The sequence below is a fragment of the Winogradskyella helgolandensis genome, from assembly GCF_013404085.1.
Lineage (GTDB): Bacteria > Bacteroidota > Bacteroidia > Flavobacteriales > Flavobacteriaceae > Winogradskyella > Winogradskyella helgolandensis.
In genome coordinates this window covers 1,194,201-1,212,005 of sequence record NZ_JABFHO010000001.1, presented here as the reverse complement: position 1 = coordinate 1,212,005, position 17,805 = coordinate 1,194,201, and the positions used below count along the sequence as shown (strand labels likewise).

Sequence of the window (17,805 nt, the reverse complement as noted above, 5' to 3'; positions counted from 1 at the left end):
TCTATTTTTTCTTTGTCACAACGTTCAACGTTAAGCCCAAGACAATAAGTAAAATTCCGAAAACAGTCCAAATGGTATAAATTTCACCAAACCAGAATAAGCCGATGATCATGGTAAAAATAACCTCTAGATATTTAAGTGGTGCTATTTGATTGGTCTCGCCTACTTGCATGGCTTTGGTCATGTACAATTGCGCAAAATAGCCAAAAACACCTAAACTTAATAATACTAGCCATTCTTTACCAACAGGATTTACCCAATCGGTAATGGCCAACACACCACCAATAACAGCTGATATAATCATAAAATAATTGACTACAACTACTGGGTGGTCTCCACTTCCAATTTTTCGTATAGTGATGTAAACTAGTCCTACAAACACCGCTGAAATTAAAGCAAACACAATACCTTTAATATCCATTTCGGTATCAAATCCTTTTAGCACAAGGACACCTATAAATGCAATTAGGAAAAATAACCATTGAATAGGTTTTATTTTTTCCTTTAGAAATAGCAAGGCAAAAAATGCCGCAAATATTGGACCGATATACCGAATGGAAACTGCTGTTCCCATGGCAATATATTTTATAGACAAAAAGAATAATGTCATTGAAATAAGGCCAAATATACTTCGCATTACTAAGAGTCCTTTTTTATTTCCTAATAGCGAAATTTTATTTTTCAATAAAAATGGCATCGTAAAAAACAAGGACCCGATAGATCTAAAAAAAACAATTTGATAGACACTAAAATTATCTAAAGACTTCACAAAAGCATTCATTAGCGTAAATGCTAAAGCGCTTATAACCATGTATTGTATTGCTTTTTTCAGAATTTAAATTTTTAGAAAAAATGTAATAAAAATATATTGTACTTAATGAGGCAATTTACATATAAAATATGTTTTGAAGTACAAGTCTAAATCAAATAAATATCAATCCAATCTATTTGATTTTAATCTATTAGACAAAAATTAAAAAACCCTGTAAATTTAAAATTTACAGGGTTTTACTTTATGCTAAAAACCGGTTTTTAAAACCAATTATTCAACAATAAATCTTTTTGTTGTAACAGCGTTATCTCCAGAAATTTTCAATAAATAAATACCTCTTTCTAAAGACGAAACATTTAGTTTATTTTCAACTAATTCCTCTTGCTCTAAAACTTTTGCACCTAAAATATTGAACACACTTACAGAAGTAATAGCAACATTCCCAGCTTCAATTGTTAAGAAACTTTTTGCAGGGTTAGGATATAAACTAATTTTTGAAGCAAAAAAATCATTTACAGATGCAGTAGCATCTTCAACAAACGAAAAATTGTCATAAAACACTTCAGTATCACCATCAATTGACCCTAAAGATCTAACATAAACCACAGCAAAAGTATTTGTTGCAGTAAAAGAAACCGTGGTAAATGTAGCCCATTCATCAGCAGCAGCAATATCCATATAAGCATCAACACTTGCATCAGCAGCACCGTTGGCATCAATACCAACCTCATCCGTAATTTCAGTATTTAAAATATATACTTCTGAATCCGTACCTGCAGCCTCAGAACGTGAATCAACTGAAAAAATATAATTAGTACCAATCGTAAGTCCCTCTACCTTTTGATATAAACGGCGAGAACATCCTGTTATTGATGGACTACCATCGTCATACAATTTAACACCTCTTGTTCCGTTGTTACCACTACTTGTGGATCCTGGTTGTTCATCTAAAGAACCTTCCGCTCCAAGATATTTAATTTCTAAAGCATCTTCTAAAGCAGAATTATTCCAAATGGCTCTGTAAGGGCTATCTATATCAAGACCACTTTCATCCTCAATTGTACTATTAGGAGTCATATCATAAGCATCTGCATTATCACTTGTACTACTAGTATGCTCATCACAAGTAGGGTTTAACATAAGATTTTGACTCCAACCGTAATTGAAACACAAACTGAACACCAATAAGATGTAAAATGATTTTGTAGAAAGTAATTTTGTTTTCATAATTATTGTATTTAATTAGTTAATATTTAGATTTTTAGACTGGTTTACCAATCTGGTTTACCAAATATAGTAAAAAATTTACAACCTATTACGTTTTCGTAATTAAATTCATAAAAAAAATCGATTTTTTAGGCCACTAAAGGAATTGTTGGGTGTCAATTATATTAAATACATAAAAATTTAACATATAAGTTTATATCTAAGTGACAAGATTACTCGAAATAAAACCTATATTGGTTAACCAATTTAGCTTGAATAAACATTTGAATTATGAAAATGAAATTAATTACGTTAGCTGCTCTTTGTCTATTTTCAAAACTCACCATAGCGCAAGTTATATTAAACGCAAATAGCCTAGGAAACACTTATGAAGATATCAATACCGTTTTAGCACCTGGATATAATGTTATTGAAGTACCTGATTGCGTGCATACTGATTATGGAAGGCATATTGATGAAATTTTCGATACCACCTTAAACACTAATGTTTTTAGGTTTATAGCACACCAAACTCCGGATAACGATCGTTGTCAAAATTTTGATAGACAACGCACCGAGATTAAAACTTACGATCAATCACCTGATAATTTAAAAGCTGTTGAAGGTGAAATAATAGAATATAAATGGAAATTTAAATTACCAAGTGATTTTCAGGTCTCTCCAAACTTTACACATTTGCATCAAATTAAATCTGTTGGTGGTGCCTATGCTTCTATACCTATGATTACACTGACGGCTAGAAAAGCAACTCCCGATCGTATTGAATTACGTCAAACTCCAACGACTAATCAAACCACCTTACTGACCGCAAATTTAGATTTATTTAGAGGCCATTGGGTAGACGTTACAGAACGTATTACTTATGGCAATTCAGGTCGTTATTCTATAATAATAAATCGAATTTCCGATAACACTACCCTTCTAAGCTACACGAATGATGATATAGACATGTGGCAAGATGGTGCAACTTTTGCACGACCAAAATGGGGAATTTACAGAAGCCTAATCAACATTGATGATTTACAAGATGAAGTTGTATTATTCAACAACTTTAGTATTGAAGAAATAGATCCTTTATCAATTTCAGATTTAGAATCCCTAGCCAATAAAGTGACTTTAATTCCTAATCCGTCTAAAGATCGTGTTACACTGAAAAATATAGAGTCAATAGATTATGATAGTATTCTATTATTTGATAGTTCTGGACGAGAGATACAACTATCTAACCGATTAAATAATCACACTTTGGAAGTTTCTGGTTTGGCTTCGGGATTATACTTTATAACTGTATTAAAATATAACCGACCTATTACAACCCTAAAATGTATAATTGAATAATGCTTCACAAAAGGAATTACCCTTTTAAAACATTCATTAAACTGGCGTATGAACGTTGTTTTATGTCTTCGATAGATTGATTACAATCGATAACCAATAACTCAACAGGAAATGAATGACCGGTATATTGAGAACTTTGTTTGTTTTCTGCTGACACTACAATGATTCCATCTATAGAGCCATCACTAAGACTTTTAATATAATTTAACTCTTTAGTATCTGAATTAAAAGATTGGTAAAATAGAATTCTATATCCTAAGATTTCAGCGGACTTTTGCAAATGGCTAAGCGAATGACCATAGCACGCCTCAGTTACTTGTGGGACAATAACCGCAATAGCACCCGTCTTTTGCATTCTAAGAGAAACAGCATAACTATTAGGTACATAGTCATGCTGTTTAGCTATAGTTTTAATTGTATCTCGTGTAGCCTTACTAATCTCAAGCTTATCATTTAAAGCTTTAGAAACCGTAGATATTGAATATCCAGATAAAGACGAAAGTTCTTTTATAGTTACAGCTGACGATTTCAATAGTTATGATTTTAAAGCACTAATTATACTTAAAGCATTTCTGGTATCTGATTCAATTTTTGCTAAATCATAATTACCATCTGCACCTTTTGCAATCAATTTAGAGCCCATACCAACACACGTTACACCAGCTTTAAACCAACCTTCTAAATTTTCTTTAGTTGGAGATACTCCTCCTGTAGGCATAATACTTGTCCATGGTTGAGGACCTTTAATAGCCTTAACAAAATCAGGACCATAAATACCTCCTGGGAAAAGTTTTACAACTTCACAACCTAATTCTTCTGCTCTACATATTTCTGTTAAAGAACCACATCCTGGAGACCATGCTACTTTACGTCTATTACAAACAATGGCAATATCTTCTCTTAAAACAGGTGTTACAATAAAGTTGGCACCTAATGCCATAAAACGAGATGCAGATGCCGCATCTGTAACAGAACCAACTCCCATAATCATTCCTGGTAATTCTTTAAGAACCCATTTGTTAAGCTCTCCAAAAACTTCGTGAGCAAAATCACCTCTCGCTGTAAATTCAAGTAAACGCGCTCCACCATCGTAAGTGGCTTTTATTACTTTTTTACCTATCTCTAAATCTGCATTATAAAACAAAGGTACCATTCCAGTTTCCTTCATTACGTTTGCAACTTCTATTCTTGTATAATTTGCCATAATAAAACTTGTTTTTCATTCCCATTATGTTGGGAATCGTTTAATATTTATACCTACACGGTTTTAAAAATCTTGCAGGAATTTAGTTCCAATTTAATATTTTTTTAAAATCATATGCCTCTGGATTTGAAACATATTCTTTCGCTTTATCATAATCCTTCTCTTTTATGAAGAATAAATTATTGATAAATAATTGTGCCATATCTGAATTGATATCTACCAATCTTGGTGGGATTTTACCATTTTCATCTTCAAAATCCTTCAAGTATAATGGCTTTATATCTCCACTTGAATTTGCACTAACAATACAACCTGTAATTCCTTGATCGAATAATTTTTTAACACCAATACCTAATAATGTACAAAGGGTTAAGTCAAAAGCTATAGGATTACAACATCGTAATTCGTAACCTAATTCTACAGGTCTCGATTTTATGTCCAAGCCAATTTCTTTCAATTTAACTTGTAGTAAATAATTAAAAATATGCGACTTACTAACATTTCCTAATTCAGGATGTCCGTGGTCGTCATATGTAAAATTGATACCTGAATTTACGATTTCGTCTTCATCCATAAAATGAAAAACCCCTTCACTTATCAATGCAACTCCATACGCAACACCCATGATTTTACATTTTACGATTGATGAGATAATCATATTGATTAACTTATCAAACGTAATGTTGGTTTTATCAAACATTTCGGGAATAATCATCATTTGAAAATGACATGCCGAAGCAATACCAAATGCTAAATGACCTGCAGAACGTCCCATTGCAGAAACGACAAACCAATTTTCGCTAGTCCGTGCATCTTCATAAACCGTATTTCCAATTCTCACACCTTCATCTTTAGCTGTATGAAATCCAAATGTAGGATTCCGGTCTGGCAAAGGCAAATCGTTATCTATCGTTTTTGGCACATGAATATGCGCAACATCTAAACTTTGAGTTTGAAGATATTTGGTAAGCCTATTGGCAGTAGATGCTGTATCATCACCACCAATAGTAACCAATAATTTTACATTATTATTTTTGAAAAAATCAGCTTTAAAATCACTGTCTTTAGGTTTAAATCTGCTCATTATAAGCGTAGATCCACCGCGACTAAAGATACGGTCTGCATGATGAAAATCGAAAATTTTCACCTCAGGATTATCAGAACATAAGCCTTGGTAGCCATGATGAACACCAATAACCTCGTAACCATCTTTTATAAATGTTTTGGCTAACGTACTTATAACTGTGTTAATACCTGGTGCAGGACCTCCACCGCAAATTATTGCTATTGATTTTTTCATTAGTTTAAAATGAGCTAAATTTATCTAGCAACACGACCAGAAGCATCACCACCCATTAATTTTTCTACTTCAGAAACCGTCACTAAGTTAGCATCTCCTTTAATAGTGTGTTTTAAACATGAGGCTGCAACAGCAAAGTCTAATGCATTTTGATCATCTTCAGGATATTTTAATAATCCGTAGATCAATCCTCCCATAAATGAATCACCTCCACCTACGCGATCTACGATATCTGTAATTTGATACTGACGCGTTTCAAACATCGTTTTGCCATCATATAAAACACCAGCCCAAGTATTATGAGATGCAGAAATAGATCCTCTTAATGTTGTAATTACTTTTTTAGCTCTTGGGAATTTTTCCATCATTTGCTTACAAACCGATAAGAACGCTTCCGCTTTTACATCATGCCCATTTTTGTGAACATCTAAACCTTCAGGATGAATATTAAAATGCTTTTCTGCATCTTCTTCATTTCCTAAAACAACATCACAATACGATGTTAATTCAGTCATTATTTTTTCTCTATGTGCATCATCACAGAACGTCCAAAGTTTAGCTCTGTAGTTTAAATCTGTAGAAATCGTAACACCCATTTCACTAGCAATTTTTACAGCTTCTAAACATGCATCTGCTGCACCTTGAGAAATTGCAGGTGTAATACCTGTCCAATGAAACCAAGCCACATCTTTAAAAACAGATTTCCAATCTACCATACCTGGTTTAATTTCAGAAATTGCAGAATGTGCTCTGTCATAAACGACTTTAGAACCTCTACTTACAGCACCTGTTTCTAAGAAATAAATTCCTAAACGGTCTCCACCATAAATTATTTTATCGACCCCTACTCCTCTTTTGCGCATTTCCATCATAGCACATTCTCCAATATCATTTTTTGGTAAACGTGTTACAAAATCTACAGGTACTCCATAGTTTGCAAGTGATACTGCTACGTTAGATTCTCCACCACCATAGATAGCATCGAAATTATTAGCTTGTGAAAATCTTAAAAAACCTTGAGGTGCTAATCTTAGCATAATTTCTCCAAAAGTGACTACTTTTTTCATTCTGAATATTTGTTTATTTAGTTATAAAATTATTGTTTGGTTAATCGATTAAGCAACTTAGATAAAAATAAATCAAAACGTCTTAGCTTTGATTTTTATTATTAAAAAGATTATATTTGCTTAATCGATTAAGCAAATATATAAAAACTTGGCCAATAAAAAAAGAGCAACGCTAAAAGACATTGGAAATGTCTTAAATATCTCACCTGCTGCTGTTTCAAAAGCTATGCATGATGATTCACGAATTAGTGATAAAACAAAGAAAGCTGTTAAGCGCGTCGCTAAAGAACTGAATTATCAACCCAATCATTTAGCTAGTGCTTTAAGAAATGGAAAAAGTAATTTAGTTGGTGTTATTGTACCTAGAACTAACAGTAATTTCTTTTCTTCAGTTCTAGAACACATGGAAGCTGTGCTTAACAAAGCAAGCTACAATATTATCATTACACAATCTAATGAATCCTTTGAGAAAGAGTGTAAAAATATTGATACGTTATTATTTACCCAAGTAGATGGCATTATTGCATCCATGGCAAATGAAACTGTTGATTTATCGCATTACGAAAAAATAAAATCTAATGGCATTCCTCTTATCCTTTTTGATCGTGGTGAAAATGATCTTAACGTAGACTATGTAGGTATTAATGATTATGACAGTAGTCATGTCATTGTTGAACATTTGGTTAATAAAGGCTGTAAACGTATTGCACATATTGGTGGTTATAGAAGAACACGAATTTTCAATAACAGAATTAAAGGTTATGTTGATGCACTAAAGAAACACAACCATCCTATTGACGATAGCCTTATTATTGAAAGTGCGCTTACCCTTGAAGATGGAAGACAAGAAATGGAAAACCTCCTGAAGTTGAAAAACAGACCAGATGCCGTTTATGTTGCTAGTGATTATGCGGCTTTAGGAGCTTTGCAAGTTTTAAATGAAAACAACATAAAAGTACCTGATGACATTAGGCTAGTAGGTTTTGGAAATGAACCCTTTACCTCTTTGGTTACACCTTCAATTTCTAGCATTGAGCAACACAGCAAGGAGATTGGTCGTTTGGCAGCAGAAGCATTTTTAAAGCATATTGCGGAACCTGAATTAAAACAAACTCTAAATAAAATAATTCTGGATGCTGAATTGATTATTAGAGATTCATCAATATAAAATTTTAAATTTTAGAACGCTTATTTAATTGAAAGTATTAACATATTACAGAATAAAACAATTAGAAAAACAACGCCATATTAAGGATTGCGAGTAAAGCGATTAATTAATGGAACTGTTTTTGCTTATATTTATATTATTAACTATTGAACTAATTTAACACATGAAAACATCACATCTCTTACTTCTTGTTAGCTCTTTTTTATTCATAGGTTTTTTAAATGCTCAAGATATTACAGTTTCAAACCTCGAAGAGTATAATGCTGCTATTTCTAAAGTTAGCACAGGTGGCACTATCATTTTAAAAAATGGAGAATGGAAAGATGCTAAACTTTCAGCCTATGGTAATGGAACTGCAGAAAATCCAATAATTGTTAAAGCGGAAACGCCTGGAGAAGTGATTCTAACTGGTAGTTCTAGTTTAAGTATTTATGGCAATTATGTCATTGTTAGTGGCCTTTGGTTTAAGGATGGAAAAACGAATGAAAAATTTGTTGTGCAGTTCAGAAAAAACTCAAACGAATTTGCCAATAACTGTAGGTTTACCAACTCTACGATTTCCTATTTTGATGTTGCTGATGATAACATTAAAAATCATTGGGTTGATATGTGGGGTAAAAATAACAGAGTAGATCACAACAACTTTACTGGTAAAACTTCTGCAGGAACAACACTTGTCGTTTGGTTAAAAGGCGAAGAACATATTGAAAACAATCACAAAATAGATTATAATTATTTTGGCCAGAGACCAGATTTAGGTGAAAACGGAGGTGAAACAATTAGAATTGGTACAAGTGACAACTCTATGAAATCTTCTAAAACGCTTGTTGAGAGCAATACATTTAAACAATGTGATGGTGAGATAGAAATTATTTCAAACAAATCTGGAGATAATATTTTTAGAAATAATCTTTTTATTGAAAGTAAAGGGACTTTAACACTAAGACATGGTAATAACGCTCTTGTGGAAGGCAATGTATTTTTAGGGAATAACGTTTCTCAAACGGGTGGTATTAGAATTATTAATGAAGGCCATATTGTAAGAAATAATTTATTAATAGGTCTAGCGGGAAACGATTATAGAGGTCCTATCGTTTTAATGAATGGAGTTCCTAATTCTCCTTTAAATCGCTATAACCAAGTTAATAATGTTGACATACAAAATAATACCATTATTAATTGTGGTCCTATGACATTTGGTGGTGGTAAAAATGATGAACTAAGTCTTGCTCCAATTAATACTGTTTTTGCAAATAATATTATAACCAATACTAATTCTACTAAGATTTTAGAAACAGTAGATAGTGTTGATGGTATAACTTTTTCGGGAAATATTGTAGATAGTGAAGCGATGGTTAATTCACAATATTTTACAAAGGCAAGTATAGATTGGGCGCTTTTAAAGTCATTGCCAATGCCAACTGATAATAATGACGCACTAAAAAGTGTCACTAAAACGTCTAAAAGCCCTCTAAAAGATATTACAGATTCTGCTAGAGATCCTTATGTTGCAGGCGCATTTAACCTTAATAACACTAAAATTCCAAGAGCTATAATCGCAAGAACAGGTCCTGGATGGCAACCCAATATTGTGGCTCCTGTCACTAAACCCGAAGATTTAATTGTAGAACCAGGCATTGGTACATTATCTAAAGTATTTAGTAAGGCTAAAGATGGTGATATTATTACATTAAAAGCTGGTGTATATGAATTTAACAAAGGCCTTAAAACGGGGAAAAACATCACTATACTTGGTTCAGGTGATGGTAATACTGTATTTAAAATGCAAGATGATATAGAAAACCCATTCACTTATTTTATTCGTATTAATGAAGGAGGAGCATTGACTCTTAAGAATATCACTTTTGATGCAACACACAACCAACCACCTAAGTATGCTATAGTATCACCTGATAAAATGGAATCTACAATGTATACACTTAATGCAGAAAACTGTACATTCAAAAATTTCACAACTCAGAATGGAGGTAGTATTTTTAAAGCCTATGAAGGTACGTTAGCCAGCAGTTTAACATTTAAAAATTGTGAATTTTCAGATAGTTTTAGAGGTTTAAACTTGTCTTACGATAAAGATAATTTAGGAAAATACAGTGCCTTAGAAATTAGTATTGATAATTGTGTTTTCAAAAATATTGAAGAATTTGCTGTAAATTACATAAGAAACACACCCAATGTAAATATTGAAGGTGGTAAACTAATAGTTACCAATAGCGTATTTGATAAGGTGGCTAATGAAGAAAAAGGAAGAACGCTTATCACTAATGGTATTCATGATGTAACCATCAAAAATTCAGCTTTTGTTAATAGTTATAAAGCTCAAACACCTATTAATTTACAAGGTTTAAATAATGTGATATCAAATTGCTTATTTGACGATAACGGTTATCCAAAAATAACAAAAGGAGCCAAAGAAATAGACTTAATTTTTAAAAGCCCAAGATGGGAAGATAAAGACAACTATATTCCAAGTAAAAAATCACCATTACTTAAAGATAATAACGGAAAAGCGCTGATAGGGCTTACACATTAATGGTGTTAAGCAGAAGAGTCTAACACCATAAAACATGTTAGAATTTACTAAGTGACCTCCTATAAATTTCATTATTAATTATTTAATATTAAACTATGAGAAGACCCTTGTTGAATTTAAGCATTACATTTTTAGGAATCACTTTAGGGTTTTCACAAACGGTATTAAACGCCAATGAACCAGGCCATACTTATGAAGACATCAATACCATTTTAGCACCTGGCTATAATGCCGTTGAGACACCAGACTGTGCGCATTCTGATTTTGGGCGACATATTAGTGAAGTTTTTGATGCCGAATTAAATACTTATGTATTTCGATTTATCGCGCATAAAACTCCAGATAATGACCGATGTAAAAAATTTGACAGACAGCGTGTTGAGATTAAAACCTATGCCTCTTCACCAGATCATTTAAAAGCTATAGAAGGAGAAACTGTTACATATAAATGGAAATTTAAGTTATCTAGTGATTTTCAAGTTTCTTCTAGTTTTACACATATTCATCAAATTAAAGCTGTAGGTGGCCCTTACGAATCTATACCAATGATTACCTTAACGCTTCGCAAGGGTAATCCAGATCGAATAGAATTAAGATACACTCCAACTGACAACCAAGCAACTATTAAAACTGCGGATCTAAATTTACTAAGAGGGCACTGGGTAGAAGTTACTGAAACTATTTATTTTTCTAATAAAGGCAGTTACAACATTACTATTAATCGTGTCTCCAATGGTGCTTCTGTATTCAATTACAGTAATGATGAAATGGATACATGGCAAAATGGTGCTACTTTTTCTAGACCAAAATGGGGACTTTATAGAAGCTTAAAACATAGCAATGATATAAAAGATGAAATTATTCGATTCGCTAATTTCAGTATTGAAGAATTTGGTCCTTTATCATTATCAGATTTAGAAGCACAAGTAGAAGAAAACCAATTAAATTTAGAAGCTTCAAAAGGTGTTTTAAACTTTAAAAATGTTAGAGCTCAAGATTATGACCACGTAGAACTCTATGATACTTTTGGTCATATTATGGATTCTGAAAATCGTTTTAAAAAGCACAAATTAGACGTTTCAGGTTTAAATTCTGGAGACTATTATATTGTCTTTAAGAAGTCTAAGCGCAGCATCAAAGTATTAAAATTTACCATTTAGTAATTACTAAAATTTCTCAATCCTTTCATCTTGTTATAAATACTAAATCTAATTTATAAGCTGAAAACAGTTATAAAAAAACTGTCCTTGCATTTATAATAACTATAAACACAAGGACAGTAACCAACTCAATTAATCTTTACTTTTATAATCCTCCAAGGTTTGGATTTCTATCTATCTCTTCTTGTGGTATTGGAGTATCGTAGTCAACACTAGAATTCCAATCAGATTTATTACCTTCAAGTCCGGTAGAACCAAATACTTGATCTCCTAATTGTCTTCTTTTGATGTCGTACCATCTCTTACATTCAAACGCCAATTCTAATCTACGCTCTTCTAATACATCTGCAACTGTAATTGATGCTAGATTTGCAGGTACAGTACTTGGTGCAATTGTAACCTCAGTATAACCACCAGATGTAGATTCCCCACCATTTCTTGCTCTAGTTCTAACTTCATTTAGATAACCAAGAGCTAAAGGACTTCCTATTTCAACACCAGCTTCAGCTGCTATTAATAATACTTCTGCATAACGCAACATTGAATAATTATGACTTGTTGCTCTTTTATCACCACGAGCAAATTCCCCAGGGTAACGCGTATACTTTGCAATATATGGTCTGTTTGCCGCATGTTCATGTCCGCTTATATCAAACTGAGTATAGTCTACTAAAGTCTCGTTAATAGTAGCTTCTGTTTGGAAACTCACGTTTTTTCTATAATCACCATCTTCAAAAGAATTATAAACCGCCATTGAAGGTACAATAACAGACCAGCCAGAATCACCTCTAATACCAGTCATTGGAGCTGTTTGGTCATAAGCATTATCTTCTGCTTCAACACTATTATAATCAAGTGCAAAAATGGGCTCAAGAGAATTATCAATTTTATTAGCATTAAATAACGTTTGAAAATCTGGATCTAAGTCTAATTGGTATTCTCCTTTGTTATCAATCACTTCTTTAGCTTCATCAAATGCTAATTGAAAATAAGTCATATCATTTGTACCTGCTCTAGTTAAATACACTAAAGCCAAATAAGAACTTGCTGCCGCTTTTGATGGTATAGCTCTAGAAGCCACCGTTGTTGGCAACCAAGTTTTGGCAAATTGTAAATCTGAAATGATATTATCATACACATCTGATTCTGATGTTAAACTAACACTAAAATCAGCTTCATCACCTGCTGGACTATCAAAATAAGGGATATCTCCAAATAATCTTACCAAGTGAAAATAATAAAATGCTCTTGCAAAATAAGCCTGAGCCACAACAGGGTTCTTAACTTCTTCATTCACTCCTACGCTTTCTGCACCTGCAATAGCATTATTCGCTGCACTAATACCTAACCACATTCTTGTCCATGGATCATATACCATTTCATTATCTCCTGAAACGTTATGCATATCCATTTCTGCTCTGTATGGTTGTCCTGACATAAGCTCAGCCATATCTGAACGCAATAGTAATGACATAGACAATTTTCTTCCCCAAATCTCTTCATTAATGGCGTGGGTTAGTGCACCATCAACTGCTGTTTGGATATCTTGAGTTGTAGAAAAGAATCCATCTGGAGATAATAATCCAACTGGCTCCTCTTCTAAATCAGAGCATCCCATTATTGACAATCCCATCAATAACAATAATATTTTATAAGTATTCATAATTTTTTCTTTTTAATTTAAACTGTTCTTTTTCTTCGACATACGATTAAAACTTCGCACTTAGACTAAAACTAAACGATCTTACAGTTGGATAATTTCCAAAATCAAATCCTCTAACAGTGTTACTCGATGTGTTATTATTACCAGAAGCTCCGAAATAATTAACCTCAGGATCTAAACCAGAGTAGCTTGTAAAGGTTAGTAAGTTTTGAGCACTTACAGAAAGTCTTAAATTTTCTATTCCTAAGTCTTCAATAATTTCCGCTGGGAACGTATAACCTATAGCAAGATTCTTTAATCTAACATAGCTACCATCTTCAACAAAACGAGAAGAAATTTCTCTAAAGCTATTATTACCTACACGAGGTTGGTTTGTATTAGGGTTTGAAGGTGTCCATGCGTTGTTATAATAATCATAAGTTGTGTTAGCATCTCCATTATTTAACTGAACGTTAGTCATGTTAAAAATTTCACCACCTTGTGAACCTTGAAAAAAGATATTTAAATCAAAGTTTTTGTACTTAAAGCTATTTGTTATACCCCAAGTAAAATCAGGATTAGGATTACCAATCACTTTTCTGTCATCATTATTTATATCTCCATTACCATCTAAATCTAAAAATAATGGATCACCAGCTTCACCATCTGGTAACATAGCTGTACCAGCTGGTACAGCACCACCTTGATAAACACCAGCATAATCGTAGCCATAAAATAACCCTACTTCTTCACCTTCTCTCAATAAATAGTTGTTATCAACACTAAAATAACTAGGCGCACCATCACCGAAATAATCAGCCCCATTAATTAAAGTTTCCACTGTATTTTTATTCTTAGAGAATACTAAGTCTGTAGACCAACTGAAATCATCTTTTACAATGTTTCTAGAGTTTATAGAAATTTCAAATCCTTTATTGTTAATCTCTCCAACGTTGGTAATAATTTGATCATTAAGGTAACCAAAATACCAAGGAATACTATTATCAAACATTAGAACATCTTTAGTCGCAATGTTATAGTAATCTAAAGACATTGATATTCTATTATTTAATAAACCTAAATCTACACCAATGTTTGTTTGGTAAGAAGACTCCCATTTTAAGTCTGGGTTAGCCGTTTGGTAAGGAGTAATAGCTGGTACAGTTATACCATTGCTAGAGGCATATAAACTAGCTAAACTAGCTAAAGATTCGTAAGCTCCAATTGAAGGGTTACCAGTTACACCATAACTAACTCTTAATTTTAAGTTAGAAATTGTTTCATGATCCATTAAGAAATCTTCGTTAGAAACTTTCCAACCTAATGCAGCTGAGGGGAAAATGGCATATTTTTCGTTTTCTGCGAAGTTAGACGCACCATCTCTTCTTACTGTAGCTGTAAATAAATACTTATCATTATAATCGTAATTTACTCTACCAAATTGCGATTGAATTTCTGTTTCAGTTGAATAAATATCACCACTTGTTCCATTTATTAAACTAGTTGCAGTGTATAATCCATAGTAAGAAAATGAATCAGAAAGCGTTCCTGTACCTTCACTAAAAAAGCCTTTACGCGTTGAGTTTTGATAAGAATAACCCGCTAATAACGTTAAGTTACCTTTTCCAATCTCTTTCGTATACGTTAAATAATTTTCACTTAAAACACTCTTACTTTTATCTTCCATCATAATAGCTCTACCTTGTGTAGTTCCACCTGCTGTAATTTCTAATGTTCTTGGCATGTAAATTCCTCTAAATTCATTTTCAGTACTTATACCAAAAGTTGTTTTAAAAGTAAGCCCTTCAATAATATCATAATTTGCGTAGAAATTTGCTCTGAAATTTTCTATTTCAGTATCATCATCTCTTTGTGTTGCCACAGCATATGGGTTATCAACCGCATCACCTATTCTATCGTTTGTTGAAAAACTACCGTCATCATTATATATCCCTTTATCTGGAGCAAATCGCATGGCTAAAGAAACCACATCATCACCACCAACAGTAACTGAACCATCTGATTGTGTTGGAACACCAGACTTCTTATTTAATCCACCTGTTAAATTCAATCCAACTTTTAATTTATCAGTGACCTTTGCATCTATATTTGACAAGAATGATACTCTTTCGTAATCAGAATTAACAAGTATACCTTCTTGTTTAAAATAGGTACCAGAAGCATAATAGTTTACATTATCTGTACCTCCTGAAAATGAAAGTTGCGTGTTAGAAGTACTTCCAGCTCTATATATTAAATCTTGCCAATCTGTATCATAATCTCCTTGAACATAAGGAGTAGAATTACCTTGATTAGTTCTAATCTGATTTTGATAATCTGCAAAATCACTAGCGTTTAATAAATCTAAACTATTGGCTGTATTTTGAACCGCATAAGTTGTATTTAATTCAACAACTAATTTACCATTTCTACCTTTTTTAGTCGTTACTAAAACAACACCATTAGATCCACGAGAACCATAAATAGCAGTTGCAGAAGCATCTTTTAAAACTTGTAATGATTCAATATCACCTGCCTGAGGCATATTTGCACCAACAAATCCATCTACAACAATAAGAGGATCACTACTTGCATTAATAGACGTGTTACCTCTAATGTTTATTTTAATTGGAGCGCCTGGCTCACCACCATTATTAGATTGTACAACTACACCAGCTGCACGACCTTGAAGCGCTTGTTCTGCATCTAACACGGCAAAGGCAGTTAATTCATCTGCTTTTACAGAAGATACCGAACCTGTTACATCACTTTTTCTACGAGCACCATAACCAACGACTACTATTTCGCTAAGTTGACTAGCATCTTCTACTAATACTACATCTATTACTGTTTTATCACCTACGGTAACGTTTTGAGGAGTAAAACCAACATAACTAAATACTAAGACAGCAGTACCATCTTGTACTTCAATAGTATATTTACCATCCATATCTGTAGTAGAACCAATAGCAGTTCCTTGTACAAGAATATTGGCACCTGGTAAGGGCAATCCGTCAGGTTGACTAATAACAGTACCTGTAACTGTTTGCTGAGCATATAACGCTGAGCCAAATAAAACAAACACCAATAAGGGTATCCATTTCATGTTGAAAAATTTGAGTTGTTGTTGCATAAGATTAGTTGTTTTAATTATTAATTCTTTATTTATAGTTTCGATTTCTTACTTACTTGTAGTATTAATAAAGTAGAGATATAAGAAAAAAATCGACCTGTTACTATTGGTAAACCAAATTGGTATACCAAACTGGTTTACCAAATTTAGTTAATTTTCTGTTAACTACAACGTTTTAGTAACTTTAATCTCATTTTTTTTAAAAAGAGTTAAAAAACGATATTACATACAGAGGTTTAGTCATAAATAACTGATAATATGCAATCAACCATCCTAAAGGATCTATCGTTATTAATAGAAAAAGGAATAACATCAATAATTGGATGAATTACTGTGAGAATTGGAAAAAATCATCTTACTCAAAATAAGCAAAAAGACATTTAGCCTTTCAGCTAAGATAGATTGCACAAAAAAAGCGTTACTGTCTTTCAACAGTAACGCTTCACTTAATTTTAATTTACTCTCTTTTAGATACCTAACGCTTGTCCACCACCAATTTGGATAGTTTCAGCTGTAATAAAAGAAGCATCTTTACTAGCTAAAAATGAAATCACACCAGCAACATCCTCTGGCTGACCTAATCTTCCTAACATAATATTGTTAGCCCAAGAAGCAAAAACTTCTGGTTTGGTTGCTTTAATCTGCGCGTGGAATGGTGTATCAATAGTACCTGGTGATACTGCATTTACTCTAATTCCGTATTCAGCTAAATCTTTTGCTAATGCTCTAGTAATGGCATGAACACCTGCTTTAGACGTACCATAGATACCAGCACCTGGTCCACCTGCGGTCCATCCTGCATTTGATGTATAGTTAATTATAGAAGGGTGCTCACCTTTTTTCAAGAAAGGTATTGCTGCTCTTGAAGCAAAAAACACAGAATCTAAGTTTAATGCCATTACAAATCTGTAAAAATCTGTTGTCATTTCCTCAAATCTAGATCTTCCACCTAAACCACCTGCATTGTTTACAAGTACATCTATTCTACCATACTTCTCACCAATTTTAGTGATATTTGAAGTTACTTGATCCTCTTTCGTAACATCAAAGCCAAGATATTCAGCTGTAATTCCAGCCGCTGTAAGCTCCTTTACTCTTTCTACACCAGCTTCATCATCAATACCGTTTAAAACTACAGTATACCCATCTGAACCTAATCTTTTTGCTACTTCAAAACCTATTCCGCCTGTAGCTCCTGTTACTATAGCTACTTTTCCTTTATTATTACTCATTTTTACTGATT

Annotated in this window: 13 protein-coding genes; 4 read left to right on the top strand and 9 right to left on the bottom strand. The window is 32.9% G+C overall.

Annotated elements, in window-relative coordinates:
• Position 1 precedes the first annotated feature (1 nt).
• Both HM992_RS04950 and HM992_RS04945 read right to left on the bottom strand, forming a co-directional pair.
• Entirely contained in the window at positions 2-820 is an 819-nt protein-coding gene (locus HM992_RS04950; protein ID WP_449658202.1) for a DMT family transporter, read from the bottom strand.
• 222 nt (positions 821-1,042) lie between these two features.
• Positions 1,043-1,999 carry a T9SS type A sorting domain-containing protein gene (locus HM992_RS04945; RefSeq protein WP_179318922.1) on the bottom strand — a complete coding sequence of 319 codons (957 nt, stop codon included), beginning with the start codon at positions 1,997-1,999 and terminating at the stop codon, positions 1,043-1,045.
• A gap of 270 nt (positions 2,000-2,269) precedes the next feature.
• Between HM992_RS04945 and HM992_RS04940 the strand changes: the two genes are divergently transcribed.
• Positions 2,270-3,337 carry a T9SS type A sorting domain-containing protein gene (locus HM992_RS04940; protein ID WP_179318921.1) on the top strand — a complete coding sequence of 356 codons (1,068 nt, stop codon included), beginning with the start codon at positions 2,270-2,272 and terminating at the stop codon, positions 3,335-3,337.
• 16 nt (positions 3,338-3,353) lie between these two features.
• Here HM992_RS04940 and HM992_RS04935 read toward each other — a convergent pair whose 3' ends face one another.
• From HM992_RS04935 to HM992_RS04920, 4 genes are all read right to left on the bottom strand, one after another.
• Positions 3,354-3,869, bottom strand: coding sequence for a LacI family DNA-binding transcriptional regulator (locus HM992_RS04935; RefSeq protein ID WP_178986116.1), 516 nt, complete (start codon positions 3,867-3,869; stop codon positions 3,354-3,356).
• Between the two features lie 3 nt (positions 3,870-3,872).
• Positions 3,873-4,541 carry a bifunctional 4-hydroxy-2-oxoglutarate aldolase/2-dehydro-3-deoxy-phosphogluconate aldolase gene (locus tag HM992_RS04930; protein WP_178986117.1) on the bottom strand — a complete coding sequence of 223 codons (669 nt, stop codon included), beginning with the start codon at positions 4,539-4,541 and terminating at the stop codon, positions 3,873-3,875.
• Positions 4,542-4,623: 82 nt separating this feature from the next.
• Positions 4,624-5,841 (bottom strand): 6-phosphofructokinase, encoded by a 1,218-nt coding sequence (locus HM992_RS04925; RefSeq protein WP_178986118.1) that lies wholly within the window; start codon positions 5,839-5,841, stop codon positions 4,624-4,626.
• 20 nt (positions 5,842-5,861) lie between these two features.
• On the bottom strand, positions 5,862-6,908 hold the full coding sequence (locus HM992_RS04920; protein WP_178986119.1) for a sugar kinase: 1,047 nt from the start codon (positions 6,906-6,908) through the stop codon (positions 5,862-5,864).
• 148 nt (positions 6,909-7,056) lie between these two features.
• Here HM992_RS04920 and HM992_RS04915 point away from each other — a divergent pair, with 148 nt between their 5' ends.
• The 3 genes from HM992_RS04915 (at position 7,057) to HM992_RS04905 (ending at position 11,787) form a co-directional block, all read left to right on the top strand.
• Positions 7,057-8,076: a LacI family DNA-binding transcriptional regulator gene (locus HM992_RS04915; protein ID WP_179318920.1), complete on the top strand. Its 1,020-nt coding sequence runs from the start codon at positions 7,057-7,059 to the stop codon at positions 8,074-8,076.
• 163 nt (positions 8,077-8,239) lie between these two features.
• The gene (locus HM992_RS04910; RefSeq protein ID WP_179318919.1) at positions 8,240-10,627 is read left to right on the top strand and encodes a polysaccharide lyase 6 family protein; all 2,388 of its coding nucleotides are present in this window, start codon (positions 8,240-8,242) and stop codon (positions 10,625-10,627) included.
• A 95-nt stretch (positions 10,628-10,722) separates the two neighbouring features.
• Positions 10,723-11,787 carry a fibronectin type III gene (locus HM992_RS04905; RefSeq protein ID WP_179318918.1) on the top strand — a complete coding sequence of 355 codons (1,065 nt, stop codon included), beginning with the start codon at positions 10,723-10,725 and terminating at the stop codon, positions 11,785-11,787.
• Between the two features lie 145 nt (positions 11,788-11,932).
• Here the strand turns inward: HM992_RS04905 and HM992_RS04900 are convergent, their stop codons facing one another.
• The 3 genes from HM992_RS04900 to HM992_RS04890 form a co-directional block, all read right to left on the bottom strand.
• Complete coding sequence (locus HM992_RS04900; RefSeq protein ID WP_179318917.1) at positions 11,933-13,450, bottom strand: RagB/SusD family nutrient uptake outer membrane protein; 1,518 nt, start codon at positions 13,448-13,450, stop codon at positions 11,933-11,935.
• A gap of 46 nt (positions 13,451-13,496) precedes the next feature.
• Positions 13,497-16,562, bottom strand: coding sequence for a SusC/RagA family TonB-linked outer membrane protein (locus HM992_RS04895; RefSeq protein ID WP_179318916.1), 3,066 nt, complete (start codon positions 16,560-16,562; stop codon positions 13,497-13,499).
• 467 nt (positions 16,563-17,029) lie between these two features.
• Positions 17,030-17,794, bottom strand: a complete 765-nt coding sequence (locus HM992_RS04890; protein WP_178986125.1) for an SDR family NAD(P)-dependent oxidoreductase — start codon at positions 17,792-17,794, stop codon at positions 17,030-17,032.
• Positions 17,795-17,805: the final 11 nt, after the last annotated feature.

Coding starts and splice junctions, on each gene's coding strand:
- HM992_RS04900 (WP_179318917.1), bottom strand. CDS start 13,450: ATGAATACTTATAAAATATTATTGTTATTGATGGGATTGTCAATAATG.
- HM992_RS04925 (WP_178986118.1), bottom strand. CDS start 5,841: ATGAAAAAATCAATAGCAATAATTTGCGGTGGAGGTCCTGCACCAGGT.
- HM992_RS04910 (WP_179318919.1), top strand. CDS start 8,240: ATGAAAACATCACATCTCTTACTTCTTGTTAGCTCTTTTTTATTCATA.
- HM992_RS04920 (WP_178986119.1), bottom strand. CDS start 6,908: ATGAAAAAAGTAGTCACTTTTGGAGAAATTATGCTAAGATTAGCACCT.
- HM992_RS04940 (WP_179318921.1), top strand. CDS start 2,270: ATGAAAATGAAATTAATTACGTTAGCTGCTCTTTGTCTATTTTCAAAA.
- HM992_RS04890 (WP_178986125.1), bottom strand. CDS start 17,794: ATGAGTAATAATAAAGGAAAAGTAGCTATAGTAACAGGAGCTACAGGC.
- HM992_RS04930 (WP_178986117.1), bottom strand. CDS start 4,541: ATGGCAAATTATACAAGAATAGAAGTTGCAAACGTAATGAAGGAAACT.
- HM992_RS04945 (WP_179318922.1), bottom strand. CDS start 1,999: ATGAAAACAAAATTACTTTCTACAAAATCATTTTACATCTTATTGGTG.
- HM992_RS04905 (WP_179318918.1), top strand. CDS start 10,723: ATGAGAAGACCCTTGTTGAATTTAAGCATTACATTTTTAGGAATCACT.
- HM992_RS04895 (WP_179318916.1), bottom strand. CDS start 16,562: ATGCAACAACAACTCAAATTTTTCAACATGAAATGGATACCCTTATTG.